This window comes from Streptomyces sp. NPDC058662, assembly GCF_042716255.1.
Taxonomy (GTDB): Bacteria; Actinomycetota; Actinomycetes; order Streptomycetales; family Streptomycetaceae; genus Streptomyces.
On sequence record NZ_JBHXRU010000049.1, the window covers coordinates 1 to 22995 of the forward strand.

The following is a 22995-nucleotide window of genomic DNA, read 5'->3' on the forward strand; positions in this document are numbered from 1 at the left end:
CGTCAGGACGAGGGCGACGGCCGCCGGCCACGGGCCGCGGACGTACGGGGAGACGAGCAGGGCCGCGCCGAGGTAGGCGACGGCAGCGGTGGCGGTGTGCCCCGAGGGGAAGTAGCCGGCGGCCCAGGGCTCCAGCGGCCCCGGGCGGCCGGTCCACACCTTCAGCGGGACGACCAGCGCCGGGATCAGGGCCATGGCCGCCACGGCGGCCAGGGCGCCCCGCCGGTCACCGCGCCGGGCGGCGTACGCCGCGCACAGGAGCAGTACCGGCAGGGCGACGGGCACGTTTCCGAGGTCCGAGAGCCGCTCGCTGACGGAGTCGGGGACCGCGCCGACCAGCGCGCGGCTCAGCCGCTCGTCGGGGGCCAGCAGCGGGCCCGACACGAGGACCTGCCAGGTGACCAGCCCGAGGAGGACGGCGCACAGCGCCGCGAGGAGAGTGGCCGGCCGTCCCGGAACAGGGGGGATGGTTCCGGGACGGCCGCCCGGACCGGGTTGCCGCACGCCCCGGGGGGTTTGGGGCGGACGGCTGTCCGATCGGTGAGGAGTGTGCGCGAACGCATGCCCAGTACGGCGCTGGGGAAGCCCGGTACTGGTGTCGCCCACGGTTTCCCGGGAGCGGGGTGTCTCACTCATCTGCAGAAACCGTACGGCAGCGGAAGGGGGACCGACAGCAGGAACGCGCTCCCGACATCGGCCCCCCACACCTTCTTCACAGCGCCCGACCGTTACCGGTGGTAGAGGGCGGCCGCCGCGTTCGGATGTTCTACCGGTTCGATCAGATGCCCGCGAACGCGGCCTCGATGATGTCCAGGCCCTCGTTCAGCAGGTCCTCGCCGATCACGATCGGCGGGAGGAAGCGCAGCACGTTGCCGTACGTGCCGCAGGTGAGGACGAGCAGGCCCTCGGCGTGGCAGGCCTTGGCGAGCGCGCCGGCCGCCTCCGGGAACGGGGTCTTGGAGACCGGGTCCTTCACGAGCTCGATGGCGACCATGGCGCCGCGGCCGCGGATGTCGCCGATGATCTCGTACTTCTCCTGCATGGCCGTCAGGCGGGCCTTCATCAGGGACTCGATCTTCTTCGCCCGGGCGTTGAGGTCGAGCTCCTTCATGGTCTCGATGGAGCCGAGCGCCCCGGCGCACGCCACCGGGTTGCCGCCGTACGTACCGCCCAGGCCGCCCGCGTGGGCGGAGTCCATGATCTCGGCGCGGCCGGTCACGGCGGCGAGCGGCAGGCCGCCTGCGATGCCCTTGGCGGTGGTGATCAGGTCCGGGACGATGCCCTCGTCCTCGCACGCGAACCACTGGCCGGTGCGGCAGAAGCCGGACTGGATCTCGTCGGCGACGAAGACGATGCCGTTGTCGTTGGCGAACTGCACCAGCGCGGGCAGGAAGCCCTTGGCCGGCTCGATGAAGCCGCCCTCGCCGAGGACCGGCTCGATGATGATCGCGGCGACGTTCTCGGCGCCGATCTGCTTGGTGATCTGGTCGATCGCCTGGGCGGCGGCCTCGGGACCGCAGTTCTCGGCACCGGTGGGCCAGCGGTAGCCGTAGGCCACCGGCACGCGGTAGACCTCGGGGGCGAAGGGCCCGAAGCCCTGCTTGTACGGCATGTTCTTCGAGGTCAGCGCCATCGTGAGGTTCGTACGGCCGTGGTAGCCGTGGTCGAAGACGACGACGGCCTGGCGCTTGGTGTACGCACGGGCGATCTTGACGGCGTTCTCGACGGCCTCGGCGCCGGAGTTGAACAGGGCCGACTTCTTGGCGTGGTCACCCGGGGTCAGCTCGGCGAGGGCCTCGCAGACCTCGACGTAGCCCTCGTACGGGGTGACCATGAAACAGGTGTGCGTGAAGTTCGCGAGCTGCGCGGAGGCGCGGCGCACGACGGCCTCGGCGGAGGCGCCGACGGAGGTCACGGCGATACCGGAACCGAAGTCGATCAGGCGGTTGCCGTCGACGTCCTCGATGATGCCGCCGTCCGCGCGGGCCGTGAAGACGGGGAGCACGGAGCCCACGCCGCCGGCGACCGTCGCAAGACGGCGGGCCTGCAGCTCCTGCGACTTGGGGCCGGGGATCGCGGTGACGATGCGGCGCTCCTGCGGGACAGAGGTCATAGGGGGCTCCTGGGGTGTTTTCGGACGCACTCGTGTCTTTGTCCGCAGGCTAGGCCCGGGGGCGGGTGTACTGCATGCTCCGTTCGGGAGTGGTGCCCGCGTGTCCTTGTCCGTGACGGCCATAGGAAGGACGGCGGGGGTGTCCTGTGGATCGGGCCGGGGCACGGGCCCGACGCCCGCCCGGGCACTAGATTGGGCGCCGCAGCGCAGCGCAGCGCACGCACGGCAGGGGGCAGGGGTTTCATGGACACCGAGGGCACGTACGACGGGCAGACCACGCGCGCGGGCCACGTGCCGCGACCCGCGGGCCCGCCCGTCCACCCCCCGAGGCCCCGCCACGCCCCGGCCGGCCCCCCGGCCCTCGCGGACTGGCTGCGCGTCCCGCGCACGTCCGACGGGCCCGGCGTGTGGTCCTACGGGCACGTCCCGCGCGCCGCCGAGGAACCCGACCGGACCCCCACCCGCCAACTGCTCAGCGGCGCCCTGATCGCCCTGCTGGCCGGCCTGTTGCTGTGGTCCCTGCTGTGGAACGGCTACCTGGGCGGGTTCTGGCTCTGGCCGCTCTACATGTTCACCCCCGACTCCTGGGCCGGGACGCTGCCGTCCGTCGTGGCCTCGTACCTCTGGTACGCCGCGGTCGCCGGCGGGCTCGCCTTCGGCTTCGGCCGCCTCGGCCGCTGGCCCGAGCTCGGCCGGCGGATCGCCGGCGGCGACCGCTCCGCGCGCGCCGCACGCCCTGCGGCGGCGGCCCCGCCGCCGCCGGGAGGGCCCGACGACCCCGCCCGGTGGCCGCAGGTGCGGGAGGCCGGGATGGCGGACGTCGCCGACCGGCTGGCGCGGGAGGCGGAGTCCGGGCGGATGAACGACGTCGACTGCGTCCGGATCCGCCGGGCCTGGGAGTCCGTACGCGTCGACCCCTCCCGCGCCCGGGCCTTCGCCGACGCCGTGCGGGACAAGGGCGCCGGCGCCTGCGTGCACCCGTCCGGCGCGCGCGACCTGCCCGCGCGGACGGCCCGGCACGACCTGCTGGCCCGGCAGGTACTCCTCGGCACCGTCGAGGACGGCCCGCGCAACCCCTACGCCCGCCGCGGCACCCCGCTCGCGCTCGACCCCGACGTCCTCGGCACCTCGCTGCTCGCGGTCGGCCCGTCCGGGACCGGCAAGACGGTCCGGCTGGTGCGGCCCGTCGTCGAGGCGCTCGCCCTCCAGGCGCTCGCCGGGCAGGCCGCGGTCGTCGCCGTCGGCGCGGCCGGGGCCCCGCTCGGCCCGGACGAGGGCTACGACGTCGTGGTACGCGTCGGCGACCCCGCCTCCGTCCACGACCTCGACCTCTACGGCGGCACCACCGACCCCGACGAGGCCGCCACCCTGCTCGCGGAGGCCTTCGTCGGCGACGTCCCGGGCATCGACGTACGGCGCTCGGCGACCGCCCTCGCCCAGCTCATCGGCCCCTTCCGGGCGGCGTACGGCCGCTTCCCCGCCGTGCCCGAGCTGCGCGAGCTGCTCGACCGGGTCCCCGCCGCCCTGACCGCGCTGCGCGAGGCGCTGGCCGGCGGCGAGCACCACGCCATGCTGCGGGAACTCGACGCGCGGGAGCGGCAGCACGGCGCCCCCGCCGACCCCGGACCCGCCCTCGCCGACCGGGCGGCCCTGCTGGACCGCCCCGCCTTCGCCACGTTCTTCAACGTCGGGGGCGGCGCCGCCGGCCACGGCCGGCCCTTCTCGCTGCGCGCCCTGGAACACCCGATCCGGGTACGCGTCGACCTGCCCGAGCGCGCTCACGCCGACGCCTCCCGGATCCTGGCCCGGCTGCTGCTGGCCCAGTTCAACGCCGCCGCGGCCGCCCGCTCCGACCGCTCCCTCTTCGCCTTCCTCGCCTTCGACGACGCCTCGCACACGCTGACCCCCGGGACGGTGCGCGGCGTCCAGCGGCTGCGCTCGGCGCACGCCGGAGTACTGCTCGCCCTGCGCACCCTGGACGACGTACCGGAGGCGCTGCGCACCCCGCTGCTCGGGGCCGTCGGCTGCCGCATGGCCTTCTCGGGGGTCACCACCTGGGACGGGAAGCGCTTCGCCGAGGCCTGGGGCACCGAATGGGTCGAGGCCCGCGACGTCACCCACCGGACCGTCTTCGCCGACCAGCCGCTGACCCGTGCCCTCCACGCCTTCCGCAAGCTCGTCACCGGCAAGGCCGTCACCACGGACGCGGTCACCGTGCGGCAGGTGGAACGGGAGCGCTGGTCCGCCTCGGACCTGGCGCACGCGGTGCCGCCCGGGCACGCGGTGCTGTCGCTGACCTCCGTCCGCGGTGAGCGGGCCGCCCCGCTCCTGGTCAAGCTGGCCGGAACGGCCTGACCGGTACGCCGACCCGTACGGGGTGGCAGAATCGAGGAGAGTCGTTCATACGACACGGCGAAAAAGCGCGGGCGGCCCCCTGCTGCTGTTCTCCCGACGGAGCCGAACGGCCCCCGCCCCTCCTCCCGCGAAGGCCCCTGACAACCGATGCCGCTCACCCTCGCCTCGCTCGTCCACCACTCGGCGCTCAAACTCAGCGTCCGCGCCGGGGAGGGCCGCCTCGACACCCCGGTGCGCTGGGCCCACGTCAGCGAGCTCGCCGACCCCGTCCCCTACATGGAGGGCGGCGAACTGCTGCTGATCACCGCGATGAAGCTGGACGCCGAGGATCCGCGGGAGATGGCCCGGTACGTGCGCCGCCTGGCGGCCGCCGGTGTCGTGGGCATCGGATTCGCGATCGGCGTCAACTACGAGGAGATCCCGCAGGCCCTCGTCGACGCCGCCCGGGAGGAGGACCTCCCGCTGCTGGAGGTGCCGCGCCGGACCCCGTTCCTGGCGATCAGCAAGGCCGTCTCGGCCGCCCTGGCGGCCGACCAGTACCGGGCCGTCACCGCCGGATTCGAGGCCCAGCGCGAGCTGACCCGCGCCGCGCTCTCCGCGGACGGCCCCGCCGAACTGCTGGCGAAGCTGGCCGCCCACGTCCACGGCTGGGCCGCGCTCTACGACACCTCGGGCGCGGTCGTCGCGGCCGCGCCCGACTGGGCCGCGCGGCGCGCGGCCAGGCTCACCCCCGACGTGGAGCGGCTGCGGGAGCGGCCCGCGCCCGCCAGCGCAGTCGTCGGCGGCTCCGAGGACCGCGTCGAGCTCCAGTCGCTCGGTACGGGGCGCCGGCCCCGGGGAGCGCTGGCCGTCGGCACCGGGGCCCCGCTGGGCACGGCCGAGCGGTACGCCGTGCACTCCGCGGTCGCCCTCCTCACCCTCACCACCGAACGCTCGCGCTCGCTGCACGACGCCGAGTCGCGGCTCGGCTCGGCGGTGCTGCGGATGCTGCTCGCGGGGGAGGCCGAGCACGCGCGGGCCGTGGCCGGCGACCTGTACGGGGGCCTGCTGGAAGCGCCGTTCCGCCTGGTCGTGGCCGAACCGGCGCTGCCGGGGACGGACCGGCCGGAGGGGCTGGCCCTGCTCGTCGACGCGGTGGAGTCGGCCGCCGCCCGTACGGGGGAGACCCTGCTGGTGGTCCCGGAGGCGGGGCGGCTCGTGGTCCTGGCGGCCGACGGCGGCTCGGCCGTCCAGGCCTGCGCGGCGCACGCCGAGGCGCTGGAGGTCAGGCGGGGCCGGGACGCCACCGGCCCGGAGCCGGACGAGCTGGTCATCGGCCTGTCCGCCCCTGCCGGACCGGCGACCGTGGCCGGCGCCCTCACCCAGGCCGACCAGGCCCTCGCCGTGGCCCGCCGGCGCGGGCGGCCGATGGTCGAGCACGAGGAGATGGCGGCCGGCTCCGTCCTGCCGCTGCTGGCCGACGACGCGGTACGGGCCTTCGCGGACGGCACCCTGCGGGCCCTGCGGGAGCACGACGCCACCGGCCGCGGGGACCTGGTGGCCTCGCTGCGGGCCTGGCTCTCCCGGCACGGCCAGTGGGACGCCGCCGCCGCCGACCTCGGCGTGCACCGGCACACCCTGCGCTACCGGATGAAGCGGGTCGAGGAGATCCTCGGCCGCTCCCTGGACGACCCGGACGTCCGCATGGAGCTGTGGCTGGCCCTGAAAGCCACCTCGGCCCCTTCCTGACCCCGCCGCCGAGGCCCCGCCGGTCCCGCGCAGGCGCGGGGCGTCCGGCCGACAGTGACAAACCGGCGCGGCCCGGACGGCGTGTACTACACGCCGGACAAACGACGTTTCCCCGGCGGAGTCCTACGGTGGAGGGGACAAGGACCCACCGCACCCATTCGAAGGGCCGGGATTCGCATGACTTCCACCCACGCCTTCTGGCTCGCCGGCCGCCTGGCCACCGGCGAGGACAGCTTCGACGTCCACTCCCCGTGGGACGGCCGCCTGGTAGGCACCGTGAGCGTGCCCACCGACGCGCAGGTCGAAGAGGCCGTGGCCGCGGCGTACGCCGTGACGGCGGAGTTCTCCGCGACCCCCGCCCACGTACGGGCGGCAGCCCTGGACCACGTGTCCAAGCGGCTCGCCGAGCGCACGGAGGAGATCGCCCAGCTGATCTCCGCCGAGAACGGCAAGCCCGTCAAGTGGGCCCGCGGCGAGGTCGGCCGTGCGGTGTCGGTGTTCCGCTTCGCCGCCGAGGAGGCCCGCCGCTTCAACGGCGGAGACGCCCAGCGCCTGGACACCGACGCGGGCGGCGTCGGCCGGCTCGCGCTGACCCGCCGCTTCGTCAAGGGTCCGGTCCTCGGCATCGCGCCGTTCAACTTCCCGCTCAACCTGTGCGCCCACAAGGTGGCCCCGGCCATCGCCGTCGGAGCGCCGATCATCCTCAAGCCCGCCCCGGCCACGCCCCTCTCCGGGCTGATCCTGGGCGAGCTGCTCGCCGAGACCGACCTCCCGGCCGGCTCCTGGTCGGTCCTCCCGGTCGCGAACGAGAAGATGCCCGCCCTGGTCAAGGACGAGCGCCTCCCCGTCATCTCCTTCACCGGCTCCGACACCGTCGGCTACGCCATCCAGCAGTCGGTGCCGCACAAGCACTGCACCCTGGAGCTGGGCGGCAACGCCGCGGCCGTCGTACTGGCCGACTGGGCCTCCGAGGCCGACCTCGACTGGGCCGCGACCCGTATCGCGACCTTCTCGAACTACCAGGCCGGCCAGTCCTGCATCTCCGTGCAGCGCGTGATCGCCGACGCCACCGTCTACGACCGGCTGGTCGAGAAGGTCGTCGACAAGGTCCGGGCGCAGGTCACCGGCGACCCGTCCGACTCCGCCACCGACGTGGGCCCCCTCGTCTCCGAGGACGCCGCCGAGCGCGTCGAGTCCTGGGTCGACGAGGCGGTGTCCGGCGGCGCCAAGCTCCTCACCGGCGGCAAGCGCGACGGCGCCTCGTACGAGCCCACCGTCCTCGCGGAGGTCCCGGCGGGCGTCAAGCTCGCCACCGAGGAGGTCTTCGGACCGGTGCTGACGCTCCAGAAGGTCGACGGCACCGACGAGGCCTTCGCCGCCGTGAACGACTCGAAGTTCGGCCTGCAGACCGGCGTCTTCACCCGCGACATCCAGACCGCCTTCCGCGCCCACCGCGAGCTGGAGGTCGGCGGTGTGGTCGTCGGTGACGCGCCGTCCTACCGCGCCGACCAGATGCCCTACGGCGGCGTCAAGCAGTCCGGTGTGGGCCGCGAGGGCGTGCGCTACGCGATGGACGACTACACGTACGAGCGAGTCCTGGTCCTGACCGGCCTCGACATCTGATCCCGTACCGCCAAAAAGCCGACGGCCGGAGCCCACTGTGCGGGGGCTCCGGCCGTCTTCCTTTTCCGGAGCGGCCGCAGTGGGTACGTCTTCGGGGTAGCACCGGCCGGCCGTCCGGCCGGTTGTCCGACTCGGCGGCGAGGTGAGCCCCCTCATGTCCGCAACACAGCCCGCACAGCCCGCACAGCCCGTTCAGCCCGGCGGCGCGACCCAGCCCCCGGGCGCCCGGCCCAAGGTGACCGAGCGCGAGGCACGGCAGGTCGCGGAAGCGGCCCGGGAACAGGACTGGCGCAAGCCCAGCTTCGCCAAGGAGCTGTTCCTCGGGCGGTTCCGGCTCGACTTGATCCACCCCCACCCGCAGCCCGCCGACGAGGACGTCCGGCGCGGCGAGGCCTTCCTGGCCCGGCTGCGGGAGTTCTGCGAGACGCGGATCGACGGCGCCCGCATCGAACGGGAGGCGCAGATCCCCGACGAGACGGTGCGCGGGCTCAAGGAGCTCGGCGCCCTCGGGATGAAGATCGGCACCGAGTACGGAGGCCTCGGCCTCACCCAGGTCTACTACAACAAGGCGCTCGCCCTCGTCGGCTCGGTCAGCCCGGCCATCGGCGCCCTGCTCTCCGCGCACCAGTCGATCGGCGTGCCCCAGCCGCTGAAGATGTTCGGCACGCAGGAGCAGAAGGATCTCTACCTGCCGCGCTGCGCCACCACCGCCGTCAGCGCCTTCCTGCTCACCGAGCCCGACGTCGGCTCCGACCCGGCGCGGCTGGCGACCACGGCCGTCCCCGACGGGGAGGACGCGTACGTCCTCGACGGGGTGAAGCTGTGGACCACCAACGGGGTCGTCGCCGACCTGCTCGTGGTGATGGCCCGGGTGCCCCGGAGCGAGAACCACCGGGGCGGGATCACCGCCTTCGTCGTGGAGGCCGACTCGCCCGGCGTCACCGTCGAGCACCGCAACGCCTTCATGGGCCTGCGCGGCCTGGAGAACGGGGTCACCCGCTTCCACGCCGTACGGGTCCCCGCCGCCCAGCGCATCGGCGCCGAGGGCGCCGGCCTCAAGATCGCGCTGACCACCCTCAACACGGGCCGGCTCTCCCTGCCGGCCATGTGCGTCGGCGCCGGCAAATGGTGCCTCAAGATCGCCCGGGAGTGGTCCGGCGTCCGCGAGCAGTGGGGCCGGCCGGTGGCACGGCACGAAGCGGTCGGCGCCAAGATCTCCTTCATCGCCGCCACCACCTTCGCCCTCGAAGCGGTGGTCGACCTCGCCTCCCAGATGGCCGACGAGGACCGCAACGACATCCGCATCGAGGCGGCCCTCGCCAAGCTCTACGGCTCCGAGATGGCCTGGCTGATGGCCGACGAGCTGGTCCAGATCCGCGGCGGCCGGGGCTTCGAGACCGCCGAGTCGCTCGCCGCCCGCGGCGAACGGGCCGTCCCCGCCGAGCAGATGCTGCGCGACCTGCGCATCAACCGGATCTTCGAGGGCTCGACGGAGATCATGCACCTGCTCATCGCCCGCGAGGCCGTCGACGCCCACCTGTCGGTGGCCGGGGACCTCATCGACCCGGAGAAGGCCCTCGGCGACAAGGCGCGGGCGGGGGCACGCGCCGCCGGCTTCTACGCCCGCTGGCTGCCGAAACTGGCCGCCGGAGCCGGACAGGTGCCCGGCGCCTACGGGGAGTTCCGCCCCGCCGGCCACCCCGACCTCGCCACCCACCTGCGCTACGTCGAACGCGCCGCCCGCAAACTCGCCCGGGCCACGTTCCTGGCCATGGCGCGGTGGCAGGGCCGGATGGAGACCAAGCAGGGCTTCCTCGGCCGGATCGTCGACATCGGCGCCGAACTCTTCGCCATGAGCGCCGCCTGCGTCCGCGCCGAGCACCTGCGGGCCGCCGACGAGCACGGACGCGAGGCCTACCAGCTGGCCGACGCCTTCTGCCGGCAGTCCCGGATCCGCGTCGAGGAGCTCTTCGGCCGGCTCTGGTCCAACACCGACGACCTCGACCGCAAGGTGGTCGAGGGCGTCCTGTCGGGCACCTACGCCTGGCTGGAGGAGGGGGTCCTCGACCCCTCCGGCGACGGCCCGTGGATCGCCGACGCCGCGCCCGGTCCCTCCATCCGCGAAAACGTGCACCGCCCACTGCGCTGACCTGCGATCATCTCCGCACGCCGCCAGGCGTACGAGGATGGGTACGCGTACAGGTACGCGTACGAGCACAAGGCGGACGAGAACGATGCCGACGGCAGAGGAGGACCGCGCCAGCCGACGGCTGGCCTGGTGCGTGGCCCACCTGCTGCGCCACGCACCGGACCGCGTCGTCATGGACCTGGTCGGCCGGCTCGACCCGGCCGCCCGCAAGTACCTGTGCCGCGACGCGTGGCTGCCCGCCTCCACCGTCACCCTGCTGCTGCGCCACGGCTCCGAGGGCGACCGGCACTACATCGCCCGCAACCCCCGCGTCGTCGGGCGCCCCCTGCCCGGCTTGCGGGGACCGGAGCTGTACGCCGCCCGCACGGCGTCGCAGGAGCTGCGGCGGGCGGTCGCGGCCGAACTCGGCCGGGACCCCGCCGCCGGGCTCACCGCCGAGGAGCTGGTCGCGCAGCTGCGCCGGCACGGCGGGCGGCGGCCGCGGGCCGCCCTGGACGTGCTCACCTTCCCCCACGAGAGGGACCCGGACCTGCTGCTGCGCGAGCACGCCGCCGCACCGCTGCCGACGGGCGCGGTCGAGGCGCTGCTGCTGGTCGCCGACCTCCCCCGGGACGTCGGCCTCGCCCTCCTCGACACCCGCGCGGTCCCCGTCCACCGGCGCCACTGGCACCGGCCGGCCGTCCGCGCCGTGCGGATGGGCCTGCTCACGCACGAGGAGCTGGTGGCGCACGTCGCCCCGGCGCACCGGACCCTGCTGCTCGGACACCTGCCCGAACGGAGCGGCCTGCGCTGGACCCTGCCCGAGCAGGCCGGCATGCGGACGGCCGTGGCCCGCGCGCTGGGCCCGCTGGGGGACGATCCGCGCGTGTGGTCCGAGCTGGCGCGGTACGCCGCCGGCTTCCCGGGCACGCTGCCCGAGCTGGTGTCCGCCGTGGCGGCCGGCACCGTACAGCCGCAGCCGCAGCCGCCGCAGCAGCCGGAACCGGACCCGGACCCGTGGCTCACCCGGGCGGTCCGCCACTTCGCGCCGGCGCCCGCCCCCGAGCCCTCCGGCGACGTGGAGTACGAACTCGCCCTGGCGAGCCTCGCCGTACCCATGGAGGACGTTCGCGAGGACATCCGCTGGGTGCGGGACTGCCTGGCCCGGGGGGTGCTCACCGGCGCCGACGTGATCCGGCACAAGCTGCCCGCCTGCTGGGCCCTCGACGAGGACCACTGGCTGGGCGACGTGGACCACCCGGACCGGCACGACCGGCCGGCGGCCGTGCTCGACGCCCGCGCCGAGGCGGACCGGCTGTTCGCCGCCGCCCTCGACGACGATCCGGACGCGTGGTGGCGGGCGGCCCGCGCGCTCCCGCACTTCACCGGGACGCTCCCGGAACTGCTCGCCCGCCCCACGGACGGGGACTCCGTGTCCGAGCCGTTCTGACTTCCGGCAACAATGGGGGGCATGAGCGACCGTCCAGCCCCTCTCGCCGACCCGCACCTCCTCTTCGACGCCGCGGCCGGCCCCCGCGACATCGTCGTCCTCGGGTCCACCGGGTCCATCGGTACCCAGGCCATCGACCTGGCCCTGCGCAACCCGGACCGGTTCCGCGTGACCGCGCTGTCCGCCGCGGGCGGCCGGGTCGCCCTGCTGGCCGAGCAGGCCCGACTGCTGCGGGTCAACGCGGTGGCCGTTGCCCGCGAGGACGCCGTACCGGCCCTGAAAGAGGCGCTGAGCGCCGAGTACGGCGGGTCCGAGGCGCTGCCCGAGATCCTGGCGGGACCCGACGCCGCGGCCGAACTCGCCGCCTCGCCGTGCCACACCGTCCTCAACGGCATCACCGGCTCCATCGGCCTCGCGCCCACCCTCGCCGCACTGCGGGCGGGCCGGACCCTGGCCCTGGCCAACAAGGAGTCGCTGATCGTCGGCGGTCCGCTGGTCAAGGCCCTGGCGAAGCCCGGCCAGATCATCCCGGTGGACTCCGAGCACGCCGCGCTCTTCCAGGCGCTCGCCGCCGGCACCCGGGCGGACGTCCGCAAGCTCGTCGTCACCGCCTCGGGCGGACCCTTCCGCGGCCGCACCCGCGCCGAGCTGGCCGGCGTGACCGTCCAGGACGCCCTCGCGCACCCGACCTGGGCCATGGGCCCGGTGATCACCGTCAACTCGGCGACCCTGGTCAACAAGGGGCTGGAGGTCATCGAGGCGCACCTGCTCTACGACATCCCCTTCGACCGCATCGAGGTCGTGGTCCACCCCCAGTCCTACGTGCACTCGATGGTGGAGTTCACGGACGGCTCCACGCTCGCGCAGGCCACGCCGCCGGACATGCGCGGCCCCATCGCGATCGGCCTCGGCTGGCCGCAGCGGGTCCCGGACGCGGCCCCCGCCTTCGACTGGACCAAGGCCTCCACCTGGGAGTTCTTCCCGCTGGACACCGAGGCTTTCCCCTCCGTGGGCCTCGCCCGACACGTCGGCTCCCTCGGCGGCACCGCCCCGGCGGTCTTCAACGCGGCCAACGAGGAGTGCGTGGAGGCGTTCCTGGCAGGTCGCCTGCCGTTCACAGCAATCATGGATACGGTCTCTGCCGTGGTCGATGAGCACGGGACGCCGGAGTCGGGAACTTCCCTGACGGTCCAGGACGTACTTGAAGCTGAGGCCTGGGCCAGGGCCCGGGCGCGTGAGATGGCGGCTCGGGCCGCCGCGGAGGCGAGCGCATGACAGTTCTGATGACGGTGCTCGGGATCGTGCTCTTCCTGGTGGGCCTGCTGATCTCCATCGCCTGGCACGAGCTCGGACACCTCTCCACGGCCAAGCTGTTCGGCATCCGCGTGCCGCAGTACATGGTCGGCTTCGGGCCGACCATCTGGTCACGGCGCAAGGGCGAGACCGAGTACGGGCTCAAGGCCATCCCGATGGGCGGCTACATCCGCATGATCGGGATGTTCCCGCCCGGTGAGGACGGCAAGGTCACCGCCCGGTCCACCTCGCCGTTCCGGTCGATGATCGAGGACGCGCGCTCAGCGGCGTACGAGGAGCTCCAGCCGGGCGACGGGAGCCGGCTCTTCTACACGCGCAAGCCGTGGAAGCGCGTGATCGTGATGTTCGCCGGCCCGTTCATGAACCTGATCCTGGCCGTGGCGATCTTCCTGACCACGCTGATGACCTTCGGCCTGAACACCCAGACGACCGTGGTCGGCTCGGTCTCCGACTGCGTCATCCAGCAGAGCGAGAAGCGCGACACGTGCGCGCCCGCCGACCCGGCCGCCCCCGCGAAGGCGGCAGGCCTGCTGCAGAAGGACAGGATCGTCGCCTTCAACGGGCGCCCGGTCCAGGACTGGTCCTCGCTGCAGAAGGACATCCGCGCCACCGTCGGACCCGCCGTCATCACCGTCGAGCGGGCCGGGCAGCGGATCGACCTGAACGCGAACCTGATCGAGAACAAGGTCGCGAAGATGGACGGCGACGGCAACGCCGTCAAGGACCAGTACGTGACCGCCGGATTCCTCGGCTTCGCCCCCGCCACCGGCTACGTCCCGCAGTCCTTCGGCCAGTCCGTCGGCCGCATGGGCGAGATGATGCAGAGCGGCGTGGAGTCGCTGATCGCCCTGCCCACCAAGGTCCCGGACCTGTGGGACGCCGCGTTCAACGGGGCCGAGCGGCAGCAGGACAGCCCGATGGGCGTCGTGGGAGCCGCGCGGGTCAGCAGCGACATCTTCAACCTGGACATCCCCGTCCAGCACCAGCTGGTGTTCTTCATCAACCTGCTGGCCGGTTTCAACCTCTCGCTGTTCCTGTTCAACATGGTGCCGCTGCTCCCGCTCGACGGCGGGCACATCGCCGGCGCGATGTGGGAGTCCGTCCGGCGCGGCCTGGCCCGGGTCTTCCGGCGCCCCGACCCCGGCCCGTTCGACGTGGCGAAGCTGATGCCCGTCGCCTACGTGGTGGCCGGGCTCTTCATCTGCTTCACGCTGCTGGTGATGGTGGCGGACGTGGTGAACCCCATCAAGATCACCTGACGGCGGGGCGCCGCACTCCCCGCGCGGTGGGCCGGGCACGGATCGTGCCCGGCCCACCGCGTTCGGGTGGCGCACCCCCTCGGATGCGCGGCGCGCTCGCTGATTGGCGTAATCTCGAAGGCTGGAGCCCGCCGATCTCGGGACCTTGATCCACACCTTGGGGTTGCACAGCAGATGACTGCCATCTCTCTCGGAATGCCGTCCGTGCCGACGAAGCTTGCCGACCGCCGGGTCAGCCGCAAGATCCAGGTCGGCTCGGTGGCCGTCGGTGGCGACGCGCCCATCTCGGTGCAGTCGATGACCACGACCCGCACCTCCGACGTCGGCGCCACGCTCCAGCAGATCGCCGAACTGACCGCCTCCGGCTGCAACATCGTCCGGGTCGCCTGCCCGACCCAGGACGACGCCGACGCACTCGCGGTCATCGCGAAGAAGTCCCAGATCCCGGTCATCGCGGACATCCACTTCCAGCCCAAGTACGTGTTCGCCGCGATCGACGCCGGCTGCGCCGCCGTCCGCGTGAACCCGGGCAACATCAAGCAGTTCGACGACAAGGTCAAGGAGATCGCGCGGGCCGCCAAGGACGCCGGGACCCCGATCCGGATCGGCGTCAACGCGGGTTCGCTCGACGCCCGGCTGCTCAAGAAGTACGGCAAGGCCACCCCCGAGGCGCTCGTCGAGTCCGCGCTCTGGGAGGCCTCCCTCTTCGAGGAGCACGGTTTCAGCGACATCAAGATCTCGGTGAAGCACAACGACCCCGTCGTCATGGTCAACGCCTACCGCCAGCTGGCCGCCGCCTGCGACTACCCGCTGCACCTCGGCGTCACCGAGGCCGGTCCCGCCTTCCAGGGCACCATCAAGTCCGCCGTCGCCTTCGGCGCGCTGCTGTCCGAGGGCATCGGCGACACCATCCGCGTCTCCCTCTCGGCCCCGCCGGTCGAGGAGATCAAGGTCGGCATCCAGATCCTGGAGTCGCTCAACCTCAAGCCCCGCCGCCTGGAGATCGTCTCCTGCCCGTCCTGCGGGCGCGCCCAGGTCGACGTCTACAAGCTGGCCGAGGAGGTCACGGCGGGCCTGGAGGGCATGGAGGTCCCGCTGCGCGTCGCGGTCATGGGCTGCGTCGTCAACGGCCCCGGCGAGGCCCGCGAGGCCGACCTCGGTGTCGCCTCCGGCAACGGCAAGGGCCAGATCTTCGTGAAGGGCGAGGTCATCAAGACCGTCCCCGAATCGAAGATCGTGGAGACCCTCATCGAGGAAGCCATGAAGATCGCCGAGCAGATGGAGAAGGACGGCGTCATGTCGGGCGAGCCCACCGTGGCCATCGGCGTCTGAGCCTCCCGCCTCCCCCCTGCCCGCTTCCCCGGACGCCGTCCGGCGGAACACGGCCCGCCCCGCGAAGCTCCCGGCCCCGGTCCCGTTCCCGCAGTTCGCGGGCGGGCCCGGGGCTCGTTCGTGACCCGTGGGACGCGGCATCCCCGGGTGCCGCCGGGTACAGTGCGGAGATCAGCAGACCTGTACGGTGAGGCCCCCAGTGTTGACGCAGACCACCACCCGGGTCCTTGAGCCCAGTGATCTCGACGCCGCGCTCGACGTCCTCGGACGCGCGCCGGTCGAGAACGCCTTCGTCACCTCCCGGGTCCAGGTCGCCGGACTCGACCCCTGGCGCCTGGGCGGCGAGATGTGGGGCTGGTACGCCGACGGCGAGCTCCGCTCCCTCTGCTACGCCGGCGCCAACCTCGTCCCCGTCTGCGCCGAACGCGACGCCGTCCGCGCCTTCGCCGACCGCGCGCGGCGCACCGGCCGCCGCTGCTCCTCGATCGTCGGTCCCGCCGAGCCCACCCGGCTGCTGTGGCAGCTCCTGGAACCGAGCTGGGGCCCGGCCCGCGACGTCCGCTCCCACCAGCCGCTGATGACCATGGAGCGGCCTTCCGCCACGGTCGAGGCCGACCCCCTGGTCCGCCGGGTCCGCAAGGACGAGGTGGAACTGATCATGCCCGCCTGCGTGGCCATGTTCACCGAGGAGGTCGGCATCTCGCCCATGGCCGGGGACGGCGGCCTCCTCTACCAGGCCCGCGTCGCCGAACTGGTCGGTACCGGCCGTTCCTTCGCCCGCGTCGAGGACGGCCGGATCGTCTTCAAGGCCGAGATCGGCGCCGCCACCCCCCGCGCCTGCCAGATCCAGGGCGTCTGGGTGGACCCGGAGTTCCGCGGCCTGGGGCATTCCGAGCGCGGCATGGCCGCCGTCGTCGCCCACGCCCTGCGCGACGTGGCGCCCGTGGTCAGCCTCTACGTCAACGACTTCAACACCGCGGCCCGGGCCTCCTACCGGCGGGTCGGCTTCCGCGAGGTCGGGGCGTTCATGAGCGTGCTGTTCTGAACCGGCCCGCACGGCCGGATCCGCCGGGTCCGGACGGCCCGAAACGACCGCCGGGACCGGAGGCGTACCGGTACGCCGGTACCGCCGAGTAAGGTCGCCGCATGCTGCCAACCGGACTCCGCATCGGCCCCCTCGACCTCGCCGCCCGCGTGGACGAGGCCCTGCGTGTTCAGGCCGTCGCCTTCGGCCTCAGCGAGGAGGAGGTGGGCATCCGGCGCTACATCGTCCAGCGCCACATGGCCTGCCCCGGCGCCCGCGCGCTCGGCGCCTTCACCGAGGACGGCGTCCTCACCGGGTTCGTCTACGGGATGCCGAACGACCGGGCCCACTGGTGGTCCACGATCGTCGAACCGCACCTGCGGGCGGGCGGCCACGACGCATGGCTCGACGACTCCTTCGTGATCACCGAACTCCACGTCCACCCCGGCTTCCAGGGCCACGGCGTCGGGCGCGAGCTCATCACCCGCGTCACGGACGACGCCGCCGAACCGCGCTCGATCCTCTCCGCGATCGACACCGACAGCCCCGCCCGCGCCCTCTACCGGGCCCTCGGCTACACGGACCTCGCCCGCCAGGTCCACTTCCCGAGCGCGAGCCTCCCGTACGCGGTCATGGGCGCCCCGCTGCCGCTGCGCCGGTCCTGAACGGGTTTCCGCCGCCCCCGGGCCCCCCGGTAGCCTCCCGGCATGTCTACGCAACACGTGCAGCGCATGTCCCGCCTCATGGCCAAGACCCTCCGCGAGGACCCGGCCGACGCCGAGACCCTCAGCCACCGGCTCCTGGTCCGCGCCGGCTACGTCCGGCGCAGCTCCGCGGGGGTGTGGACCTGGCTGCCGCTCGGCAAGCGGGTCCTGGACAACGTCTCGCGCGTCGTCCGCGAGGAGATGGACGCGATCGGCGCCCAGGAGGTGCTCCTCCCGGCCCTGCTGCCGAAGGAGCCGTACGAGGTCAGCGGCCGCTGGTCGGAGTACGGGGACCTGCTGTTCCGGCTCAAGGACCGCAAGGGCGCGGACTACCTGCTCGGACCGACGCACGAGGAGATCTTCACCCTGCTGGTGAAGGACCAGTGCACCTCGTACAAGGACCTGCCGGTCATGCTCTACCAGATCCAGACCAAGTACCGGGACGAGGCCCGCCCCCGTTCCGGCGTGCTGCGGGGCCGCGAGTTCCACATGAAGGACTCGTACTCCTTCGACGTGTCCGACGAGGGCCTGGCGGAGTCCTACCGGCTCCACCGCGAGGCCTACGTCCGCATCTTCGAGCGCCTCGGCCTGGACCACCGGATCGTGTCGGCGGTGTCCGGGGCGATGGGCGGCTCGGCCTCCGAGGAGTTCCTGGCACCCGCCGGGGCGGGCGAGGACACCTTCGTGGACTGCCCGTCCTGCGCCTACGCGGCGAACACGGAGGCCGTGACCTTCGCGCCAGCGCCGCTGACGCAGGAGCACCCGCCGCTGGAGGAGGTGGACACCCCCGACACGCCGACGATCGAGACACTCGCCGCGCACCTGGGGGTCTCCGCGTCCGCGACGTTGAAGAACCTGCTGGTCAAGGTGGACGGCGAGATCGTGGCCGTGGGCGTGCCGGGGGACCGCGAGGTGGACCTGGGCAAGCTGGGCGAGCACCTGGCCCCCGCGGTGGTGGAACTGGTGACGGCCGAGGACTTCACGGACCGGCCCGACCTCGTACGGGGCTACGTGGGCCCGCAGGGCATGGGCGGGGTCCGCTACCTGGCCGACCCGCGCGTGGCGCCGGGCACGGCCTGGGTCACCGGGGCCAACCGGGCGGACACGCACGCCCGGAACGTCGTGTGCGGCCGGGACTTCGACGTGGACCGGTACCTCGACGTGGTGGTCGTCGAGCCGGGCGACCCGTGCCCGTCCTGCGGGGCCGGCCTGAAGCTCGACCGCGCGATCGAGATCGGGCACATCTTCCAGCTGGGCCGCAAGTACGCGGACGCCTTCGGGCTGGACGTCCTGGGACGGGAGGGCAAGCCGGTCCGGGTCACCATGGGCTCGTACGGCATCGGCGTCTCGCGCGCGGTGGCGGCACTGGCCGAGCAGACGGCGGACGAGCGGGGCCTGTGCTGGCCGGCGGAGGTGGCTCCGGCCGACGTCCATGTCGTTGCGGCGGGCAAGGCGGTGCCGCTCGCGCTGGCGGAATCGGCGGCGTCCGAACTGGCCGCCGCCGGCCTGCGGGTGCTCCTCGACGACCGGCCCGGACTGTCCCCGGGCGTCAAGCTCACGGACGCGGAACTCATCGGCGTCCCGTGGATCCTGGTCGCGGGCCGCCGCTCCGCCGAATCGGTGGTCGAACTCCAGGACCGCCGTGCGGGCACCCGCGAGGAACTGCCCCTGGCGCAGGCCCTGTCCCGCCTGACGGCCGGGAGCCCCGCCGGCGTGTGAGGCGCGGGGGCCGGGCCGACCGCGGGCCGGCGTCCACCCCGCCCGGCCCCGCTCCCCGGAACGGGGCCGGGCGCACGCCGGCGACGGCACGTCCTACAGCCAGGCCGCGAACTCCAGCAGCAGTTCCGCCTCCCGCCGCCGCCCCGCCGCCAGGGCCCGGTTCCCGGACTCCACCGCCCGGAACACCGTCCAGCCGCGCAACCGGTCCCGGTCCACCTCCAGGGCGTCGGCCAGCTTGTTCACCCGGCGCCGGGCCCCCGCCGCCCCCGCCGAGGTGGCCATCTGGTCCTCCAGCCGGTCCCGGACCAGCCGGGCCAGGTCGTACGCGCGCTCGCCGACCAGCGGATCCGGGCCCACCGTCAGCCACGGGGCCCGCTCGCCGGCCAGCACCTTGCCCTGCCGGAAGTTCCCGTGCAGCAGCAGTTCCTCACCGGGCTGGGCCGTCAGCTCCTCGCGGACCGCCAGGGCCGTCGCCGCCAGGGCCGCCACCTCGGCCGGCGCCGCGCGCAGGGCCCGCGACTGCGCCCGCGTGCGCTCCGCGACCGTCTCCCACCCGTGCCCGGCCGGCGGGGCCACCCAGAGCCGGCGCAGGGTGCCGCTCGCCTCCAACAGGGCCTTGGCCTCCGGCAGCGAGCGCAGCGACACCTCCGGGTGCAGCCGCTCCAGGAGCAGCGCCCCGTCCACCTCGTGGAACCGGGTGTCCAGGATGCGTACGGCCCCGAAGCCGCCCCAGTGCGCGAGCGCGGCCAGCTCCAGCCCGGGCCGGGCCTGCGGGGGCGCCAGTTTCAGAGCGGCCGGGGTGCCGTCGGGATACCGGACGAGGACGACCAGGCTGCTGCGACCGCCCGGGGCCTGCACCCGCTGGGCCGCTACCTCGCGCCGGGCCAGCGCGTCCTCGGTGAGCCGGGGCAGCTTCCCCAGCCAGTCCGCGTCCCGCGCCGTCTCCGGCAGCTCGCCGAGCGCCCGTACAAGCCGCTGCGGCGGTTCGAAAGCCATGCGTGAGTGGTCCCTTTCCGTCGTGCCGGGCCCGTCGCGCCGCCTCAGCGCTTTTCCGTGAGCCCTGGGAAGGCTACGCCGACACCGCGCCAGCGTGCCGCGCGCACGGCCGCGGCGGTCAGCGCGTCAGCCGCCTCGCGGCGCAGCGGACCCTCGGCCGCCCGCACCAGATCCGAGTACGCCCCGGCCACGCGGTCCTCGATGTCGGCCGCCATCCGCTCGGCGTCGGCGGGGGTGCGCACCGCGAACGGGAGGGCGTACGCGGCCTCCGAGGCGCGCGGGGCCCCGCCCAGCTCCCGCACGGTCCGGGCGAGGGAGTCCCGGCGCGCCAGGTGCTCGCCGTACGCCTCCCGGGCCTCGGCGGCGCGGGCGCCGGCGCTGCGGGCGCCGATGACCCCGTACCCGTACGCGGCCGCGTGCTCGGCGGCGAGGGCGGCCTGCGCCGCTTCCAGCGGGCGGCCGGCGGGGGCAGGTTCGGGTGTCACGGCTTGGCTCCCGGGGTCGAGGTCAGCAGGTGGGCGTGGACGGCGCCGCAGGCGGCCACCGAGGCCAGCAGCCGCGCCAGCTCCCCGGGCGCACCGGCGAGATCGATGGTGCGGGTCTCGGACAGGCGCCGCTCGGCGTCGGCGAGGGCGGTCAGCGCGGCGGCGGGCTCGGCGGGCACCGGCGGGGCCGGCTCGGCGGGCGTCGCCGAGCCGCCCGCCGCCGCCGCTCCGGACGGGGACGACGAGGGCGAGGGCGAACCGGACGGGACGCGCACGGCGGCGCCGGCCGGCGAGAAGGCCGCCGCGTGCGCCGCGACCGAGGCCCGCAGCGGCGTCAGCCGCCCCGCCAGCGACGGATGGGCGGCGGCCGTTGCGTCGTACCGCTCCAGCAGCCGTTCACTGTCACGAACGGCCGTCTCGCGCATCCGCCGTTCGAGTGGAACTCCGGTGCCGCCGTCGGGCGCACGGCCCTCGGAGCACCCGGTGAGCAGGGCGGCGCCGGCCGCACCGGCGGCACCGGCGAGCAGGTTCCTCCGCGAGGGCCAAGGTGGCGGGGTCCAGGGCACGGCGACGTCCTCGGGGGTGATGGCGGGACAGGTGTGATCACCGTACCCGGGGCTCCGTCCACAGGGTTGACGGCAACACCCTCCGCGACCGGATACCCTTTGACCTGACGCACGACGGACATCACAACAGCACACGCGGCCGAGGAGTCACCCGGATGAGCACCACCCAGAGCGACAGGCTGCGCGGACTGCTGGAGCCGCTCGTCGCCGCCAAGGGCCTGGACCTCGAAGAGATCGAGCTGTCCCGGGCCGGCAAGCGCCGGATGCTGCGGATCATCGTGGACTCCGACGAGGGCGTGGAACTGGACGCGTGCGCCGAGCTCAGTCGCGAGGTCTCCGACGCGCTCGACGAATCCGAGGCGATGGGTGAGGACGAGTACGTCCTTGAAGTCAGCTCTCCGGGCGCGGACCGCCCGCTGACCGAGCACCGCCACTACGTACGGGCGATCGGCCGCCTCGTGAAGTTCCAGCTCTCCGACGGCGAAGAGACCGTCGCCCGCGTCCTCGACGTGGACGACGAGGGTCTGGACCTCGAAATCCCGGGCGTGAAGGGCCGCAAGGCGACCGCCCGCCGCATCACTTTCACCGACATCGCCAAGGCGCGTGTCGAGATCGAGTTCAACCGCAAGGACAAGAAGGAAGAGGAGGCGTAGCCGTGGACATCGACATGAGTGCCCTGCGGGGTCTGGTCCGGGAGAAGGAGATCTCCTTCGACCTGCTCGTCGAAGCGATCGAGTCGGCCCTCCTCATCGCGTACCACCGGACCGAGGGGAGCTTCCGCCGCGCCCGCGTCGTGCTGGACCGCACCAACGGTCACGTGGTCGTGTGGGCGACGGAAGACCCGAGGGACCTCGAAGAGGGCCAGGAACCGAAGGAGTTCGACGACACCCCGTCGGACTTCGGCCGCATCGCGGCGACGACCGCCAAGCAGGTGATCCTCCAGCGTCTGCGCGACGCCGAGGACGACCTGACCTTCGGCGAGTTCGCCGGCCGCGAGGGAGACGTCATCACCGGCGTCGTCCAGCAGGGCAAGGACCCCAAGAACGTCCTCGTCGACATCGGCAAGCTGGAGGCCATCCTGCCGGTGCAGGAGCAGGTCGCCGGCGAGGAGTACACGCACGGGCTGCGCCTGAAGGCGTACGTCGTGCGGGTGGCGAAGGGTGTCCGCGGTCCGTCCGTGACGCTCTCGCGCACCCACCCCAACCTGGTGAAGAAGCTCTTCTCGCTGGAGGTCCCCGAGATCGCCGACGGCAGCGTCGAGATCTCGGCGATCGCCCGCGAGGCGGGTCACCGCACCAAGATCGCCGTCCGGTCCACCCGATCGGGCCTCAACCCGAAGGGCGCCTGCATCGGCCCGATGGGCAGCCGTGTGCGCAACGTCATGGCCGAGCTGCACGGCGAGAAGATCGACATCGTCGACTGGTCGGACGACCCCGCCGAGATGGTCGCCAACGCCCTGTCACCCGCCCGGGTGAGCAAGGTCGAGGTCGTCGACTGGGACACCCGCTCCGCGCGGGTGACCGTGCCCGACTACCAGCTGTCGCTGGCCATCGGCAAGGAGGGCCAGAACGCCCGCCTCGCCGCGCGGCTCACCGGCTGGCGCATCGACATCCGTCCCGACACCGAGACGGCCCTGGACGTCGACTCGGACCGGGGCGGGGAATAAAACCGGTACCTGCCGGGGCTACCCGAACGGTAGACAGGACCACGACCGCGCGCACGGGACCCGACAGGGTTCCGCGCGCGCCGCGTGGGACGCCGGAACGACGAAAACAACAGCCGTTCGACTTTTCGCCCGGATCTCGCCGGGGAAGACGTCGGTGCGGGGAGGTAGACTCAAGCGTGTCTGGCCGGACGCAAGCCCGCGCATGCCCCGAACGCACCTGTGTGGGGTGTCGGGAGCGAGCGGCCAAGATCGATCTGCTGCGCATCGTGGCGATCGGGGACGCATGCGTCCCCGATCCAAGCGGTACGATGCCCGGTCGGGGTGCCTACGTGCATCCCGCCGTGGTCTGCCTCGACCAGGCGGTCCGCCGCCGCGCATTCCCCCGGGCACTCCGGTCCACCGGACCGCTCGACACGGAGGAACTGCGCGCAGCCCTGGCCCCCGCGGCCGGGGCGACACCGTAAGAAGCAAGAGAACGGCACGGGAAGTCCGTGCGGTCAGGTACCTCGCGAGTTGGAAGTAGGTCGAGATTG

19 protein-coding genes are annotated in these 22995 nt (G+C 73.5%); 14 read left to right on the forward strand and 5 right to left on the reverse strand.

Annotated features, from left to right (window positions below; all coding sequences use genetic code 11):
* A partial coding sequence (locus tag ACFWUQ_RS18525) for a phosphoesterase (RefSeq protein WP_384538992.1) occupies nt 1-504 on the reverse strand: 504 nt, incomplete at its 3' end.
* Nucleotides 505-778: 274 nt separating this feature from the next.
* Nucleotides 779-2113 (reverse strand): 4-aminobutyrate--2-oxoglutarate transaminase, encoded by a 1335-nt coding sequence (gene gabT, locus ACFWUQ_RS18530; RefSeq protein WP_384538993.1) that lies wholly within the window; start codon nt 2111-2113, stop codon nt 779-781.
* Nucleotides 2114-2356: 243 nt separating this feature from the next.
* Here gabT and ACFWUQ_RS18535 point away from each other — a divergent pair, with 243 nt between their 5' ends.
* The 11 genes from ACFWUQ_RS18535 to ACFWUQ_RS18585 all read left to right on the forward strand — a co-directional run bounded on the left by ACFWUQ_RS18535 (nt 2357) and on the right by ACFWUQ_RS18585 (nt 18749).
* The gene (locus ACFWUQ_RS18535; RefSeq protein WP_384538995.1) at nt 2357-4468 is read left to right on the forward strand and encodes an ATP-binding protein; all 2112 of its coding nucleotides are present in this window, start codon (nt 2357-2359) and stop codon (nt 4466-4468) included.
* Between the two features lie 147 nt (nt 4469-4615).
* Complete coding sequence (locus ACFWUQ_RS18540) at nt 4616-6196, forward strand: PucR family transcriptional regulator (protein ID WP_384538996.1); 1581 nt, start codon at nt 4616-4618, stop codon at nt 6194-6196.
* A gap of 177 nt (nt 6197-6373) precedes the next feature.
* Entirely contained in the window at nt 6374-7819 is a 1446-nt protein-coding gene (locus ACFWUQ_RS18545) for an aldehyde dehydrogenase family protein (protein WP_384538997.1), read from the forward strand.
* A 154-nt stretch (nt 7820-7973) separates the two neighbouring features.
* On the forward strand, nt 7974-9968 hold the full coding sequence (locus ACFWUQ_RS18550; protein WP_384538998.1) for an acyl-CoA dehydrogenase family protein: 1995 nt from the start codon (nt 7974-7976) through the stop codon (nt 9966-9968).
* An 85-nt stretch (nt 9969-10053) separates the two neighbouring features.
* Complete coding sequence (locus ACFWUQ_RS18555; RefSeq protein ID WP_384539000.1) at nt 10054-11397, forward strand: hypothetical protein; 1344 nt, start codon at nt 10054-10056, stop codon at nt 11395-11397.
* Between the two features lie 21 nt (nt 11398-11418).
* Nucleotides 11419-12672 carry a 1-deoxy-D-xylulose-5-phosphate reductoisomerase gene (gene dxr / locus ACFWUQ_RS18560; protein ID WP_384539001.1) on the forward strand — a complete coding sequence of 418 codons (1254 nt, stop codon included), beginning with the start codon at nt 11419-11421 and terminating at the stop codon, nt 12670-12672.
* Nucleotides 12669-13970, forward strand: coding sequence for a M50 family metallopeptidase (locus ACFWUQ_RS18565; protein ID WP_384539003.1), 1302 nt, complete (start codon nt 12669-12671; stop codon nt 13968-13970). The genes dxr and ACFWUQ_RS18565 overlap by 4 nt, the downstream gene beginning before the upstream one ends.
* Before the next feature lie 174 nt (nt 13971-14144).
* Nucleotides 14145-15302: a flavodoxin-dependent (E)-4-hydroxy-3-methylbut-2-enyl-diphosphate synthase gene (ispG, locus tag ACFWUQ_RS18570; protein WP_384539005.1), complete on the forward strand. Its 1158-nt coding sequence runs from the start codon at nt 14145-14147 to the stop codon at nt 15300-15302.
* Nucleotides 15303-15501: 199 nt separating this feature from the next.
* Entirely contained in the window at nt 15502-16347 is an 846-nt protein-coding gene (locus ACFWUQ_RS18575; protein WP_384539007.1) for a GNAT family N-acetyltransferase, read from the forward strand.
* A 101-nt stretch (nt 16348-16448) separates the two neighbouring features.
* On the forward strand, nt 16449-16991 hold the full coding sequence (locus tag ACFWUQ_RS18580; RefSeq protein WP_384539009.1) for a GNAT family N-acetyltransferase: 543 nt from the start codon (nt 16449-16451) through the stop codon (nt 16989-16991).
* A gap of 42 nt (nt 16992-17033) precedes the next feature.
* Nucleotides 17034-18749 (forward strand): proline--tRNA ligase, encoded by a 1716-nt coding sequence (locus tag ACFWUQ_RS18585; RefSeq protein ID WP_384539011.1) that lies wholly within the window; start codon nt 17034-17036, stop codon nt 18747-18749.
* Nucleotides 18750-18842: 93 nt separating this feature from the next.
* Here the strand turns inward: ACFWUQ_RS18585 and ACFWUQ_RS18590 are convergent, their stop codons facing one another.
* From ACFWUQ_RS18590 to ACFWUQ_RS18600, 3 genes are read right to left on the reverse strand one after another with little or no spacing between them, the layout of a single operon-like run.
* Entirely contained in the window at nt 18843-19745 is a 903-nt protein-coding gene (locus ACFWUQ_RS18590; RefSeq protein WP_384539013.1) for an aminoglycoside phosphotransferase family protein, read from the reverse strand.
* Between the two features lie 44 nt (nt 19746-19789).
* A complete protein-coding gene (locus ACFWUQ_RS18595) occupies nt 19790-20230 on the reverse strand; it encodes a DUF4439 domain-containing protein (RefSeq protein WP_384539015.1) in 441 nt (146 codons plus the stop codon).
* Nucleotides 20227-20796, reverse strand: a complete 570-nt coding sequence (locus ACFWUQ_RS18600) for a hypothetical protein (RefSeq protein ID WP_384539017.1) — start codon at nt 20794-20796, stop codon at nt 20227-20229. Before ACFWUQ_RS18600 ends, ACFWUQ_RS18595 begins: the two co-directional genes overlap by 4 nt.
* Nucleotides 20797-20951: 155 nt before the next feature.
* Between ACFWUQ_RS18600 and rimP the strand changes: the two genes are divergently transcribed.
* From rimP to ACFWUQ_RS18615, 3 genes are all read left to right on the forward strand, one after another.
* Complete coding sequence (gene rimP, locus ACFWUQ_RS18605) at nt 20952-21449, forward strand: ribosome maturation factor RimP (protein ID WP_384539019.1); 498 nt, start codon at nt 20952-20954, stop codon at nt 21447-21449.
* 2 nt (nt 21450-21451) lie between these two features.
* The gene (gene nusA / locus ACFWUQ_RS18610; protein ID WP_384539021.1) at nt 21452-22462 is read left to right on the forward strand and encodes a transcription termination factor NusA; all 1011 of its coding nucleotides are present in this window, start codon (nt 21452-21454) and stop codon (nt 22460-22462) included.
* A gap of 176 nt (nt 22463-22638) precedes the next feature.
* Nucleotides 22639-22926, forward strand: coding sequence for a YlxR family protein (locus tag ACFWUQ_RS18615; protein ID WP_384539023.1), 288 nt, complete (start codon nt 22639-22641; stop codon nt 22924-22926).
* Nucleotides 22927-22995: the final 69 nt, after the last annotated feature.

Bases quoted from the DNA above. Each gene is read 5' to 3' on its own strand.
- ACFWUQ_RS18565 (WP_384539003.1), top strand. From the start codon at position 12,669: ATGACAGTTCTGATGACGGTGCTCGGGATCGTGCTCTTCCTGGTGGGC.
- ACFWUQ_RS18545 (WP_384538997.1), top strand. From the start codon at position 6,374: ATGACTTCCACCCACGCCTTCTGGCTCGCCGGCCGCCTGGCCACCGGC.
- ACFWUQ_RS18550 (WP_384538998.1), top strand. From the start codon at position 7,974: ATGTCCGCAACACAGCCCGCACAGCCCGCACAGCCCGTTCAGCCCGGC.
- ACFWUQ_RS18580 (WP_384539009.1), top strand. From the start codon at position 16,449: ATGCTGCCAACCGGACTCCGCATCGGCCCCCTCGACCTCGCCGCCCGC.
- rimP (WP_384539019.1), top strand. From the start codon at position 20,952: ATGAGCACCACCCAGAGCGACAGGCTGCGCGGACTGCTGGAGCCGCTC.
- ACFWUQ_RS18535 (WP_384538995.1), top strand. From the start codon at position 2,357: ATGGACACCGAGGGCACGTACGACGGGCAGACCACGCGCGCGGGCCAC.
- ACFWUQ_RS18540 (WP_384538996.1), top strand. From the start codon at position 4,616: ATGCCGCTCACCCTCGCCTCGCTCGTCCACCACTCGGCGCTCAAACTC.
- ACFWUQ_RS18585 (WP_384539011.1), top strand. From the start codon at position 17,034: ATGTCTACGCAACACGTGCAGCGCATGTCCCGCCTCATGGCCAAGACC.
- gabT (WP_384538993.1), bottom strand. From the start codon at position 2,113: ATGACCTCTGTCCCGCAGGAGCGCCGCATCGTCACCGCGATCCCCGGC.
- dxr (WP_384539001.1), top strand. From the start codon at position 11,419: ATGAGCGACCGTCCAGCCCCTCTCGCCGACCCGCACCTCCTCTTCGAC.
- ACFWUQ_RS18590 (WP_384539013.1), bottom strand. From the start codon at position 19,745: ATGGCTTTCGAACCGCCGCAGCGGCTTGTACGGGCGCTCGGCGAGCTG.
- ispG (WP_384539005.1), top strand. From the start codon at position 14,145: ATGACTGCCATCTCTCTCGGAATGCCGTCCGTGCCGACGAAGCTTGCC.
- ACFWUQ_RS18555 (WP_384539000.1), top strand. From the start codon at position 10,054: ATGCCGACGGCAGAGGAGGACCGCGCCAGCCGACGGCTGGCCTGGTGC.